Genomic DNA, 12,505 nt, shown 5'->3' with positions numbered 1-12,505 from the left:
ATTAAATGTTTATCTATGTAATTTTATCGACATTTTATGAGTCAAGTTTCCCCAATTGATGCTGCTAGTCTGATTTCTCCCCATATTTCCCATATTTCTAGTGAAAAATTACAACTAGCCACTCCCTTGAAACTGGGGATTATGGCTTCTGGAAATGGCAGCAATTTTGAGGTAGTTACCCAAGCTATTGAGGAAGGAAAACTAAACGCCGAAATTCCAGTTTTAATTTACAATAATCCCGACGCTAAGGCAGCAACACGGGCAGCAAATCGAGGTGTAAAAGCTGTACTTTTAAATCACCGAGACTACAAAAACCGCAAAGACCTAGACAGGCAAATTGTGCAGACATTGCGGCAGTATGATGTAGATTTGGTAATTATGGCAGGCTGGATGCGTCTGGTGACACAAGTATTAATTGATGCTTTTCCTCACAAAATTATCAATATTCATCCCAGTCTCTTACCTAGTTTCAAGGGTGTTCGGGCTGTAGAACAAGCTTTAGAAGCAGGGGTGAAAATTACTGGTTGTACTGTGCATCTCCTGTGTTTAGAAATGGACAGTGGTCCCATTTTGATGCAAGCAGCAGTACCTGTACTTCCAGATGATACAGCAGAAACACTTCACGCTAGAATTCAAGTTCAGGAACATCGAATTTTACCATTAGGGATTGCCCTAGCGGCTCAAACTAATTTGTAATTAACATCCTAATTACGTAATACCTTGTATAAATGCTAAAATCCTCAGTTAGAAATTTAGGATATATCCATGCCAGTTTTAACTAATCCAATCAAGTTTGGTACAGATGGCTGGCGAGGCGTAATTGGCGAAGAATTTACCTTTGAACGCCTAGCCTTAGTAGCAACTGTTGCCGCCAAAGTGTTACATAACACTTATTTTTCTACGGTTGGTAGCCGTACAATCATTGTCGGTTACGATCGCCGCTTTATGGCTGAAGAATTCGCCCGTGTGGTTGTTGATTCTGTCACGGCTGCTGGTTTTGATGTACTATTTAGCGAAACTTATGCCCCAACTCCAGCATTTAGTTGGGCTGCTAAAGAACTCAATGCTTTAGGGGCGCTAGTGATTACAGCCAGTCATAATCCTGGTGCATATTTAGGACTAAAAGTTAAAAGTGCTTTTGGCGGTTCCGTACCACCTGAAGTTACCCAGGAGATAGAAGCACTGTTAACGGTGGATGTTCCACTTGCAGCTACCCCAGGGAAGGAACAGAAGTTTGATGCCTGGCCAAGTTATTGTCGTGCATTAGAAGGTAAAGTTGATATTGACAAAATTAGGCAAGCAATCACATCTGACAAATTAACATTATTTGTGGATGTTATGCACGGCGCAGCGGCTGGGGGACTAGCAAGATTATTAGGTGAACAAGTAAAAGAAATCAACAGCAACCGTGATCCCCTATTTGAAGGTGGTGCGCCAGAACCTTTACCTAAATACCTTTCGCGGTTATTGACAGTAATTAAAAATCATGGGGAAACTAATACATCAAGTTTAACTGTGGGTTTGGTATTTGATGGAGATTGCGATCGCATTGCCGCAGTAGACAAAGACGCTAATTTCCTCAGTTCCCAAATATTAATCCCCATCTTAATCGACCACCTCACCCGCAGGCGTAACTTTACCGGCGAAATCGTCAAAACAGTTAGCGGTTCTGACTTAATTCCCCTTGTCGCTGCATCACTAAACTTGTCTGTATTTGAAACCGCAGTCGGTTATAAATACATTGCTGACCGAATGTTAGCTTCAGAGGTATTACTAGGTGGTGAAGAGTCCGGTGGGATAGGCTACGGTAGCCACATTCCTGAACGAGATGCCCTACTTTCAGCATTGTATGTGTTAGAAGCAGTTGTAGAATCCGGTTTGGATTTAGGTGAATATTATCGCCTCTTACAACAACAAACTAATTTCAGTTCAACCTATGATCGCATAGATTTACCTTTAGCAAATATGGATGTGCGAGGACGGTTATTGCAACAATTGCAAAGCCAGCCTTTAACAGAAATTGCAGGTAAACCAGTAATTGATTGCAAAACAATTGACGGTTATAAATTCCGCCTCGCTGATCAAAGTTGGTTAATGATTCGCTTTAGTGGCACTGAACCAGTTTTACGTCTCTACTGCGAAGCACCCACATTAGAACAAGTCCATCAAACTCTCGCTTGGGCGAAAACTTGGGCTGAATCTAATTAATGAGTAATGGGTAATGGGTAATGGAATCAACAAACAATTACCCCTTACTAATGACTAATAACTAATAACTAATAACTAATGACAAAATTACTCGTAGTAGCCACAGGAAATCCCGGTAAGTTAAAAGAAATGCAAGCTTATTTAGCTGATTCGGGTTGGGAATTAACTCTCAAACCCGAAGATTTGGACGTTGAAGAAACAGGGGACACTTTTACTGCAAATGCTTGTCTCAAAGCCTCTGAGGTTGCTATAGCTACCGGAAATTGGGCGATCGCAGATGATTCTGGTTTAAAGGTAGATGCCCTCAATGGTTCACCGGGTGTATACTCTGCTCGTTATGGCAATACCGATGCAGAACGCATTGCTAGGTTATTACGAGAATTAGGAAATACAGAAAATCGTCAAGCCCAATTTGTCTGTGCAGTAGCGGTTGCAAATCCTGCGGGAGAAATAGTTTTGCAATCTGAGGGTATTTGTCGCGGTGAAATTCTTTATTCAACCCGTGGTGAAGGTGGTTTTGGTTATGATCCTATTTTTTATGTCCCAGAAAAGCAATTGACTTTTGCCCAAATGTCACCGGAATTAAAAAAGTCAATTAGTCATCGTGGTAATGCTTTGAAAAGTTTAGTTCCTCAGTTGGTTAAGGTGTTAAGGTGATGTTTTTTGGGGGTAACTCGTTTTCCCTTGAGGATGATTTTAACGAACCACGTATCGCTAAAGCGAAAGCTCCGCTAACGCGTAGCGTACCGTAGGTATAGACGCAAAGAGCGCGAAGGTAAGAGGAAGAATAATAAAACTAATTTTACGCTAGAACTTGCATATTCCTAGTTGATAAACGAGGAGAAATAGTTACTTTAATTTCCTTACCAACTTTTTCTTCAGCCAGTCTAAGTTCATAATTTTTCTGCAAATTCATCCAAAATTCAGCACTAGTACCAAACCATTGTCCTAGCCGTAATGCAGTATCAGCAGTAATTGACCTTTTACCATTAATTATTTCGGTAATTCGATTTTTAGGGACATGAAGCAAACGAGCTAATTCACTTGCACTCATTCCTAATTCATGCAGTTCATCAGCTAGAATTTCTCCAGGATGAATAGGTGGACGTGCCATATAATTCTCCTTCAGTGATAATTTGTAATTTCTATAGCGGTTCTTGGTTGAGTGAGATACAAACACCCCACCCCCAACCCCCTCCCCGCAAGCGATGAGGGGACTATGATGTATCTCATTCAAGTGCATACCGCTATATCTTGAAAGTAAAAGGTTCTAATTCATCGTCTAGCCAATTACAGCAGGTTTCATGTAGACTACACCCTAAATTATAAATTAATCTATTTCTTACTTTGCGCCTTTGCTTCTTTGCTTCTTTGCGCGAAACCTGAGCAAAATGTGGTTCATTTATTTGAAAATCGCTATAAAACAAATGCGCTATTTTTCCTAAAATCAAACCACAAAAGGCGCTGCTGATGCTAGAGATGAAGAAAAATCTTGAAAATTCCTCATCCCCTAATTCAACAACGCCCACTCTCTAGATATTCAAAACTTACACGGCTTCCGTGTTCTTTTCCCCAGTGCGAATCCGTACAACTTGCTCAACAGGGGAGATAAAAATCTTACCATCACCGATTTCACCAGTCCGGGCTGCGGCGATAATTTTATCAACCACCATATCTACTTGGTGATCTTCAACCACGATTTCCACCTTCAGTTTTTGCAGAAACTCAACTGTGTATTCCGAACCACGATAGCGTTCAGTTTGACCTTTTTGTCGTCCAAAACCACGGACTTCAGAAATAGTCATCCCCACGATTCCCGCATTAACTAGGGCAATTTTCACCTCATCCAGCTTAAAGGGACGGATAATAGCTTCGACTTTTCTCATTTTTTTCAATTCCTAACTTCTAAGAGCATTGTTTATATATCTAACCAGATTAGTTGTCTAAAGCTGTAACTATAAAGCTACTTGTTTAACTTGAGGTTGATGTATTGTATTTCACCACTGCTCAGGTGTCTAGACTTACTGACTCTGTTCTTGAAGGAGCGATCGCCAATCTGTAATAGCTTGTTCTGTCCACAGCCAATTCTGAGCCAATTTATCAATCGTAAAGTTGACAGGTTCATTCTCAATCACAGTTTGACGTAGCTTAATAGCTTCTTTAATATATTGCCCTTGTTTGGCAGCAGATTGATTATTTGCAGATTTATATAAACCTAAGGCTAACCCCGCATAGGCAGTTAAAGCCTCCTGTGGCATAACTAAATTGGCAGATGGTGTTGCTGTCGAAGTGGGATTCTGGGACTTGAGGGCTAAATTCAAAGCCTTGAACCAAGCATCATTAGCCCGATTGAGATTTCCCTCAGCATAGTAAGCAAATCCCAAAGCATTATTATACAAAACAGAATCTGGCTGATCCCGCACCGCAATTTCCCAGTAACGACGGGCATCATCAATGCTATATTTTTTATCGCTTGTTTGAGCAAATTGCCAAGCTAATCGACCACGTAAAAAGTTGACAGATGGTTCGTCAATTTGTTTAGCGGGAATCAGCGCCAAAGCAGTTTCTGCTGAAGCTAAAGCGCCACGATTCAGTAGTTCATCTACAGCATCCAGCCCAGGTTGTAAATTCCCTTGACTCAACTGTTCTGTAGCCGTAGCGGTGACAATTCCCGTTGGTGATGTTTTTAAGTCAATAGGTAATTGACTCTTGACAAAAGGCTGAGTAGGAATAGGTGGAATTTCCGGAACTACCGACCTGCGATGATACCACCACCAATTTAAACCAATAATTAGTGCGATCGCACTTGCACCCACAATCCCCAAAATTGGCCACGGCCGACGTTGCCGGCGACGTAGTTGCTTCATTGGTGGTAATGTGGGCGGCGGAGAATTTCCTTGATTACCTACCATAGTTGGGGCATTTGGCACAATTTCAGAGCTATCTGCCCATTCAACTACATCCTCCTTAAGCTGTAAATGATCCCTGAGAGCATTATCATTGTCGCGTACTGGTGGCTCTAGTTCCGCCGTGATTGAAGTTTCTTCAGTTGGGGCTGGGGGATTACCCATCTGGCGAAACAAATCAGAAACTATTGCCGAATCCTCATCATAACTAGGGTTATCATAATCAATCTCATCCAAGAGATCCCCCCAAGTATCATCCCCTAGCCAATCTAGCTCAGAAGCATCCCGTCCTAAACCAGAAGGCATGATATCCTCCATAGCTAAAGGCATTTGGGGATCAGTTGTCACCCCCGAATACATCAAATTAGCGGATGTTCCCGCTGATGACTGATATTCATTCAGTAACTCAGAATTGGCAAACAAACCAATTTGCGGGGTGAGAAAGCCTTCAAATTCCCGCTGGAGATACAACATTGGTAACGCCCAGTACATCTGGTGAGAACCATAGGCAGAAATTAAGCCCTGACGTACCCTACTCACACACAAATCCAAGGGATAGCCTTGGCTTAAATTGCGGTAAAACAATTGTGTCAACGTCAGCGCCACTTCATCAGGAATCCGTTCTGACATGGCCAAAACGCTCCTCAGACCTCTTTTCACCAAGCTTTCAGTGAGGTTGCGTTCTCCCGTCTCCCCAGAGGTATCAGACTTAGCTCTGTATGCTCCCAAGCAAGAGTTAAACACTGCCATTTGGATATTATTATTCACCAGCAAGCCGGCTAAATCATCACCGCTGAGGGTTTCTGTTAAGCCAGTTCTTCTACTAACTAAATAAATTTCTCCCCCATTAGCCCCCAAGTTACTATGACCAGAGTAGTGCAGAACATGATATCGTCCCTGTTCTAGGGCTTGGGTTAACTCTTCTCTTCCTGGTTGATCGAGGATAGTCAGTTCAATTTCTGGGACATAATTGCCATTTTCAGTTCGGGGGGATTGGCGATGAAGTTCGGCTTGTAGGTCAATCGCTTCTTGTTTGAGCAAATCAAGACGCACTTGATCAGTGGGAGAAGAAATAATCATCAACACCTTGACTCCGCTTTCTTCCTGTGGCGAGGGAATGTTGCGTGTGGGGAGTCGTGATGTTGAGTGAATGCCGCTTTGATAACGAGAAAAAGTGATATAAGGCCCAGTAGCTAACGGGCGATCGCCTGCGTGCATCACTTCCCAAGGCAAACGCGCTAACCTAGTATCTTTGAGTCCCAAGCGTAAACGCAGTACCTGTTGCTGATTTTGGGCAATACCTTGGGCAGTAATCCAACTATCTCTCAAAGTGCCTTGAAACAGAGCATTATATAATTGCTGACCCAGTGCCACCCAGTTTACAGAGTTCCTGGCCATGACATCTCCCTGTAGCACTGACTGTAACGGGTCATTCATCAAATGTCCTGCGGCCGCTAACCACTCAGCGACCGTCCAAGTCACCAGTTCTTCTGCCAACGGCACCCCAGGCGCGACTTGTTCCGTCCGCACCAAGTAGTCATTTTGCCCTACTGGGGTTACGGAAATATGAAATTCCTGGGTCACAACTTCTCCTGTTTGCCTCCTAAATCTACTTTAAACTGCGAAAGTCTCTAGTCTTGGATTTCTACTTGCTGATACTTTAGATGCTGATTGTCACGGAATGTTTCTGATTCGGCGTGGTTTGGCTTGTTTTGCTGAGAGAACTTTATCCGGATGTGATTACTTCAGACGAGAACACTTTATTGGTAGATGCACCTTGATCTTCAATACCCCTGGTAGGCTAACACCCGCCTAGGGGTTTTTTTTATTTTGGCAAACAAAAGTAATCTCTGACCCAGGAAAATCTTCTCAAACCATCGCAATTTCAAACCCTGATAACTAACTCCCCTAACCAGCTAACAACGACAGGAATTTTTTCCGTAAGTGCCATACAGCGGCTTTTGGGCAAATTCATCCGGAGCATAGTGGTTCAACTCAGAACGTTTAATTGGTAGATGCACCCTGATAACTAATCTCCCCTAGCTGGCTAACACCGCTGGGGGTTTTTTCTTGAGTTCATAAACAACAATAACGAAGATGCAACCCAATTGATCCGGAGCATGACATTAAACTCAGAACACTTAATTAGTAGATGCACCCTGATAACTAATCTCCCCTAGCTGGCTAACACCACTGGGGGGTTTTTTTTTGAGTTCACAAATAACAATAATGAAAATGTGACCCAATTGTTCCGGAGGATGATATTAAACCCAGAACATTTAATTAGTAGATGCACCCTGATAACTAACTTCCCCTAGCTGGCTAACACCACTGGGGGTTTTTTCTTGAGTTGATAAACAACACCCATGATGCATTTTAATTGTTCCGGAGGATGATATTAAACCCAGAACATTTAATTAGTAGATGCACCCTGATAACTAACTTCCCCTAGCTGGCTAACACCACTGGGGGTTTTTTGTGGTTAAGATCAATCATACTACCGCTTCATAAAATCTAGATTAATCTCAAAATTATTATTTGTAATGGGTCAATCGCTCCAGAGATGAACGGCAATTGATCACTCCTTCAAAATCCTCAATTGACTGACTCCTAACTTCTGACAGATGTATTCTTCAGGTAATTCTTCTATTACCTAGTCTCAGGACATCGGCAATTAATTTGATACAGTTTCCCCAAACAAATTAGCTACAAGTTTTTTGGGGATAGGTTCATATCAATAAATTACCATCCGGTTTTACCACGGCTTTATCTGAAGAAATTGTGCCTTAAGGATAGATTTGTAGAAATTTATGGGCAACTTTTTCACACCTTGATTATCAAAACTTGATCCGGATATTGTCAGTTAAACCAAGAACATTTAATTGGTAGATGCACCCTGATAACTAACTCCCCTAGCTGGCTAACACTAACTGGGGGGTTTTTTTATTTAGAAATAAAAACACGCTTCCTAGGGAAAATTTATCCGGAGGATTGTGCCATACCTGAGAACATTTAATTGGTAGATGCACCCTGATAACTAAGCTCCCCTAGCTGGCTAACACTAACTGGGGGGTTTTTTCTAGGTCAAAGCTGGTTTTGGATACCATCTGATTTACTCCAGACTGTAGCAATATGATTGTTTCAGTTGCCACTTGCTGTAGACCACTAGTCTAACCCTGTTTTCTGCCAAAGGTAAAGCCCTGTTTCTTTCCCGCTTTCATTCTATTTTGAGCCGAAGCTATGACTCCAGAATGATTGCGGCGATATATAATAGCACTCTTAATTATTTTTCTAGAATTAATGCCTTTGTGCAGTCTCGTGCAATCTGTTACTATTTTATGACATAATAAGCAATTTTTACAAAAAAGCTAGAGATTCTATAGCGATATGAGTTTATCTGTGATTAAGTTCTCTTCAGAAGAATGCGGCATCTGCCACAAGATGTCTTTTTATGACAAAAAGGTGGTTGAGGAACTGGGTTTGCTATTTATCGATGTGAAAATGCAGGATACGGCGACTTATCGCCAATACCGCAAAATTTTGTTAAGCCAGTATCCTGATAAATCACAAATGGGATGGCCTACCTATATTATCTGTGATTCACCTGAAGCCGAATTTCAGATTATCGGTGAGGTTAAAGGGGGACATCCCAAAGGGGAATTCAGAAGTCGGATTCAAGAAGTGTTAGATTCTACTGCTGCTAATCAGAACTAATTAGCTCGAAGGATTTTACCTCTAAAACAGGGCCAATCATGGCAATTGTCATGACATCTTCCCGTACCTGTCCCGTGACTTTGGCTTTTTGTCCTGATTTGAGTAAGCTTTTATCAGCGCCTTTGAGTATTTCGTAGGTAACGCCTTCGTCTGTAAATAACGCCCATGCGCCCATACCAATATTACGACGTTCGATAGTACCTGTAATTGTAATAGTCATTTGTTTTTTGAAAACGCAATGAAATCATTCGCCAACAAACAGAACGGGCATTACAAGAAAGCCAAATTCTGTTGCAGTTCGTCATGGATAGCCTACCCATAGCCATTTTTTGGAAAGACCGCAACTGCCGTTACTTGGGCTGCAACCGCCAGCTACTTTTAGATGCTGGACTATCTTCGGCTGCGGAAATTATTGGCAAAACAGACTTTGATGTGATATTTTTCTGGTTAGCGTGGCAAGGTTCACAGGAATATCAGAAACTTGAAGCTTATCGAATTTGGGCAGAACAGTTTGAACGGGCTAAATATGATATCTATGCAGTATTAGCTCAAAAAGGTAATGATATCACTTGGGGAAAACCTACAACTAAAGGACCAATTGAATTAGAAACTTTTTCTTTATTGGATGTTGAAGAAATCCGCTTTTTGGTAAATGGTAATTCAGTAGATTTAGAAAATCCACCCGAAAAAGGTCGTCAAATTGAATTAGAGTTTTTATTGAATACTGCTAAATCAATTCGTGTTCCATTTACAGAAGTTCACCTCGCAGCAGAATGGGCTAAGTTTTTGCAGAGGTTTTTGTCTAGGACGTAAATTAACGATACATTCTAGACAACCTGTACGGGCGTATTGCAATACGCCCCTACCGACTCCTGCTATACCACTTACCCATTACCCATTACCTTATTAAGCTGTTTGTTTCTCGTCTTTTAATGCTAAACGTACCAGCCCGTAACAAAGTAGGGCATTAACGATGAGGAAGGTACGGGCTAAGTTACCATCTCCTAATCCCCAAACTGCGGGATCATAAATGGCACTGACTGTTAAACAGGCGGCTATTCCCAAACTTGAACCAATAGCAAACCATTTCCAATTGGGATGTCCTAACAGTAATACTATCAATGTCAGGGGAATTAGCACAGAAGCAAAGATGGGATTTAAAGCACCTGTTCCTTGTATGCTATTGCCTAGTTCAGGAATGGAACTACCCAAAACCCGGAAAGGCCATTGAGGAAGATCAAAGATATAAATTCCCTTGAGGAAGAATAACCCAGAACTACCAAAAATTAACCCACTGGATAAAGACCAACTCCAAGTGAAGGGGAAGTAAACCCGTAAGAACCAAGCGAGGAGATAAGAACCTACTACCATGAATATTTTAGGTAATAGTGCGATCGCTCCGCCATCTATCCAAAAGCCAGGGTTGATATAGCCGTTATCCCGTAACCACCGGAAGAAATCGGGAAAACTGATTTGTCCTTGGGTGGCAAGTTTAACTGCGGCTTCGGCGTTAAGTTGTCCAGCGCCATAATAGTTCAAACCATCATCTTGAATAACTCTGGCTGATTGTTGGAGAACTTTTAAAATTTCATCTGTGTCTGTAACTCCCGCAGCTTTAATTAATGCTGCCACACCAGCAACGTGGGGGGAAGCCATGCTGGTTCCTTGGAGTCCTAAAAATACACCTTCGCCATTTTCATCAATAGTTTCTTGGAGAATTCCGCCGGTTTCACTCCCCCCAGGAGCGGAGATATCTACGCCAGCACCATAGTTGGAATATTCTGCTTTTTCTCCATCTGGTCCAAAGGCGGAAACGCCGATTACATGGGGGTAACGGGCTGGATAACTAGCCCCATTAGTGCTTTCATTTCCGGCAGCGGCAATGATGACTACACCTTTTCTGTGGGCATATTCGATGGCTTCTTTCATCAGTTGGCTTTCACCACCACCACCTAGACTCATGTTAATCACGTCTGCGCCTTTATCGGCGGCAAATTTGATGGCTTCGGCAATATCGGCAACTGTTCCTGAACCATAGGCATTTAGCACTTTTAAGGGCATGAGGCTGGCTTCGTAGGCAACTCCAGCGACACCATAGTTGTTATTGGTGGCTTGGGCGACTGTACCGGCAACATGGGTTCCATGTCCGTTGTCGTCGTTGGCTGCTTCGGTGTCGTTAACAAAGTCGTAGCCTTTGACGAATTTTGTCTCGGCTAAGTCGCGGACTTGGGTAATGCCGGTGTCAATAACCGCAACTTTAATACCACTACCTTTGGTCAGATTCCACGCGCCTTCTATGCCAATTTTGTGCAGGTTCCACTGTTTGCTGTAATATTGGTCATTGGGACCAATTAATGAGGGATTTACTGGTTCGTTTGCTGATGCTGTGGCTTTACCTTCGGGAACTGTTTTATAAATATAATTTGGCTCGATGAATTCTGTGGCTTTGGCAAAGGGAGATTTTTTGAGGTTTTGCAACCGTTGGCGATCGCCTTTGATAATATACACATTGTCCGCTGCTGAATATTTATTATCCAGTTGAGGTGTGACATTATATTGTTGTGCGATCGCTTGTAAATCCTTTTTAATGACGGTTTCTCCAATATCTTCCCGAAAATCCAGCAAAATTGTCTCAAAGTCACCTTTAGCTGCCAATCCCTGCAAATTCAGAAACCCAAACACAGCAGTTGTCAACCCAATGACAAACAAGGACAATAATATAAGTCTTCTCATATCAACTCATTGTCAGTTTGCTCACTACCATAACTCATAATAGGGAGTATTAGGGATCATCCCTGGCATTAAAACGAGGCAGCTTTGTCATACAATGTAACCAGTGCTTGCATGAGGTTAAGACACTGCTGTGAAGTCATGGTGTGTGGTTGTAAGGATTGGTCTATTTATGCCAAACTATATTTTTCAATTGGTAATTGGCAGATTTTAGAGCCTGAGTATTGATTGGGAAGATGGGGGAGATGACGATAAACTCTACTCTTTTGTCTATTTTCTAATTACAAATTACGAATTACGTATCCCTAGCGGGACTGTAAGCACTATTACGAATTACGAATTACGAATTATTATGGAACGTGGTCTTTTATGGTTGCCTTTGTTAGTGATATTTTTCTGGTTAGCGTGGCAAGGTTCACAGGAATATCAGAAACTTGAAGCTTATCGAATTTGGGCAGAACAGTTTGAACGGGCTAAATATGATATCTATGCAGTATTAGCTCAAAAAGGTAATGATATCACTTGGGGAAAACCTACAACTAAAGGACCAATTGAATTAGAAACTTTTTCTTTATTGGATGTTGAAGAAATCCGCTTTTTGGTAAATGGTAATTCAGTAGATTTAGAAAATCCACCCGAAAAAGGTCGTCAAATTGAATTAGAGTTTTTATTGAATACTGCTAAATCAATTCGTGTTCCATTTACAGAAGTTCACCTCGCAGCAGAATGGGCTAAGTTTTTGCAGAGGTTTTTGTCTAGGACGTAAATTAACGATACATTCTAGACAAATCAGACAAACGGTACTTTGAGAAAAATTACAACAAAAAAACCAACATTATCAAGTCTAGAAAGTGGCAGTGTAAACTACCGTGAGGTTTTTGTGATAAATTAGGAAAAAAAGCTACGCTAAAATATAATTTAAAGTGTGAATTAATTTAATTATTGAA

At 41.7% G+C, this 12,505-nt stretch carries 12 protein-coding genes; 6 read left to right on the top strand and 6 right to left on the bottom strand.

Annotated elements, in window-relative coordinates; all coding sequences use genetic code 11:
• Positions 1 to 36 precede the first annotated feature (36 nt).
• From purN to rdgB, 3 genes are all read left to right on the top strand, one after another.
• Positions 37 to 696, top strand: coding sequence for a phosphoribosylglycinamide formyltransferase (gene purN / locus A9Y75_RS13195; RefSeq protein WP_071190013.1), 660 nt, complete (start codon positions 37 to 39; stop codon positions 694 to 696).
• 69 nt (positions 697 to 765) lie between these two features.
• Complete coding sequence (locus A9Y75_RS13190; RefSeq protein ID WP_071190012.1) at positions 766 to 2,208, top strand: phosphoglucomutase/phosphomannomutase family protein; 1,443 nt, start codon at positions 766 to 768, stop codon at positions 2,206 to 2,208.
• Positions 2,209 to 2,286: 78 nt separating this feature from the next.
• Entirely contained in the window at positions 2,287 to 2,865 is a 579-nt protein-coding gene (gene rdgB / locus A9Y75_RS13185; RefSeq protein WP_071190011.1) for an RdgB/HAM1 family non-canonical purine NTP pyrophosphatase, read from the top strand.
• Positions 2,866 to 3,010: 145 nt separating this feature from the next.
• Here rdgB and A9Y75_RS13180 read toward each other — a convergent pair whose 3' ends face one another.
• The 4 genes from A9Y75_RS13180 to hetF all read right to left on the bottom strand — a co-directional run bounded on the left by A9Y75_RS13180 (position 3,011) and on the right by hetF (position 6,698).
• Positions 3,011 to 3,322: a HigA family addiction module antitoxin gene (locus A9Y75_RS13180; protein WP_071190010.1), complete on the bottom strand. Its 312-nt coding sequence runs from the start codon at positions 3,320 to 3,322 to the stop codon at positions 3,011 to 3,013.
• A 133-nt stretch (positions 3,323 to 3,455) separates the two neighbouring features.
• On the bottom strand, positions 3,456 to 3,737 hold the full coding sequence (locus A9Y75_RS13175; protein WP_071190009.1) for a hypothetical protein: 282 nt from the start codon (positions 3,735 to 3,737) through the stop codon (positions 3,456 to 3,458).
• 18 nt (positions 3,738 to 3,755) lie between these two features.
• A complete protein-coding gene (locus A9Y75_RS13170) occupies positions 3,756 to 4,094 on the bottom strand; it encodes a P-II family nitrogen regulator (protein WP_016953382.1) in 339 nt (112 codons plus the stop codon).
• Positions 4,095 to 4,229: 135 nt separating this feature from the next.
• The gene (hetF, locus tag A9Y75_RS13165; RefSeq protein ID WP_071190008.1) at positions 4,230 to 6,698 is read right to left on the bottom strand and encodes a cell division protein HetF; all 2,469 of its coding nucleotides are present in this window, start codon (positions 6,696 to 6,698) and stop codon (positions 4,230 to 4,232) included.
• A 1,803-nt stretch (positions 6,699 to 8,501) separates the two neighbouring features.
• Here hetF and A9Y75_RS13160 point away from each other — a divergent pair.
• Positions 8,502 to 8,828, top strand: a complete 327-nt coding sequence (locus A9Y75_RS13160) for a thioredoxin family protein (protein WP_071190007.1) — start codon at positions 8,502 to 8,504, stop codon at positions 8,826 to 8,828.
• On the opposite strand, the gene A9Y75_RS13155 is transcribed toward A9Y75_RS13160, so the two are convergent.
• Positions 8,815 to 9,048, bottom strand: a complete 234-nt coding sequence (locus A9Y75_RS13155; protein WP_071190006.1) for a hypothetical protein — start codon at positions 9,046 to 9,048, stop codon at positions 8,815 to 8,817. The two genes, A9Y75_RS13160 and A9Y75_RS13155, sit on opposite strands and share 14 nt — an antisense overlap.
• 83 nt (positions 9,049 to 9,131) lie before the next feature.
• On the opposite strand from A9Y75_RS13155, the gene A9Y75_RS13150 reads away from it, so the two are divergent.
• Entirely contained in the window at positions 9,132 to 9,641 is a 510-nt protein-coding gene (locus A9Y75_RS13150; RefSeq protein ID WP_236721395.1) for a hypothetical protein, read from the top strand.
• Between the two features lie 93 nt (positions 9,642 to 9,734).
• On the opposite strand, the gene A9Y75_RS13145 is transcribed toward A9Y75_RS13150, so the two are convergent.
• Positions 9,735 to 11,561 carry a S8 family peptidase gene (locus A9Y75_RS13145; protein ID WP_071190005.1) on the bottom strand — a complete coding sequence of 609 codons (1,827 nt, stop codon included), beginning with the start codon at positions 11,559 to 11,561 and terminating at the stop codon, positions 9,735 to 9,737.
• Positions 11,562 to 11,910: 349 nt separating this feature from the next.
• Here A9Y75_RS13145 and A9Y75_RS13140 point away from each other — a divergent pair, with 349 nt between their 5' ends.
• Positions 11,911 to 12,324, top strand: a complete 414-nt coding sequence (locus A9Y75_RS13140; RefSeq protein WP_071190004.1) for a hypothetical protein — start codon at positions 11,911 to 11,913, stop codon at positions 12,322 to 12,324.
• Positions 12,325 to 12,505 lie beyond the last annotated feature (181 nt).

It is taken from the genome of Trichormus sp. NMC-1, from assembly GCF_001858025.1.
In the GTDB taxonomy this organism is placed as follows: Bacteria; Cyanobacteriota; Cyanobacteriia; order Cyanobacteriales; family Nostocaceae; genus Anabaena.
Note: the sequence above shows the minus strand (reverse complement) of the source record. Positions and strands in the feature narration are given on the sequence as shown.

What these genes read in the sequence shown, in the direction of transcription:
- purN (WP_071190013.1), top strand. Translation starts at nt 37, where the DNA reads ATGAGTCAAGTTTCCCCAATTGATGCTGCTAGTCTGATTTCTCCCCAT.
- A9Y75_RS13160 (WP_071190007.1), top strand. Translation starts at nt 8,502, where the DNA reads ATGAGTTTATCTGTGATTAAGTTCTCTTCAGAAGAATGCGGCATCTGC.
- rdgB (WP_071190011.1), top strand. Translation starts at nt 2,287, where the DNA reads ATGACAAAATTACTCGTAGTAGCCACAGGAAATCCCGGTAAGTTAAAA.
- A9Y75_RS13145 (WP_071190005.1), bottom strand. Translation starts at nt 11,561, where the DNA reads ATGAGAAGACTTATATTATTGTCCTTGTTTGTCATTGGGTTGACAACT.
- A9Y75_RS13180 (WP_071190010.1), bottom strand. Translation starts at nt 3,322, where the DNA reads ATGGCACGTCCACCTATTCATCCTGGAGAAATTCTAGCTGATGAACTG.
- A9Y75_RS13140 (WP_071190004.1), top strand. Translation starts at nt 11,911, where the DNA reads ATGGAACGTGGTCTTTTATGGTTGCCTTTGTTAGTGATATTTTTCTGG.
- A9Y75_RS13190 (WP_071190012.1), top strand. Translation starts at nt 766, where the DNA reads ATGCCAGTTTTAACTAATCCAATCAAGTTTGGTACAGATGGCTGGCGA.
- A9Y75_RS13155 (WP_071190006.1), bottom strand. Translation starts at nt 9,048, where the DNA reads ATGACTATTACAATTACAGGTACTATCGAACGTCGTAATATTGGTATG.
- A9Y75_RS13170 (WP_016953382.1), bottom strand. Translation starts at nt 4,094, where the DNA reads ATGAGAAAAGTCGAAGCTATTATCCGTCCCTTTAAGCTGGATGAGGTG.
- A9Y75_RS13150 (WP_236721395.1), top strand. Translation starts at nt 9,132, where the DNA reads ATGGATAGCCTACCCATAGCCATTTTTTGGAAAGACCGCAACTGCCGT.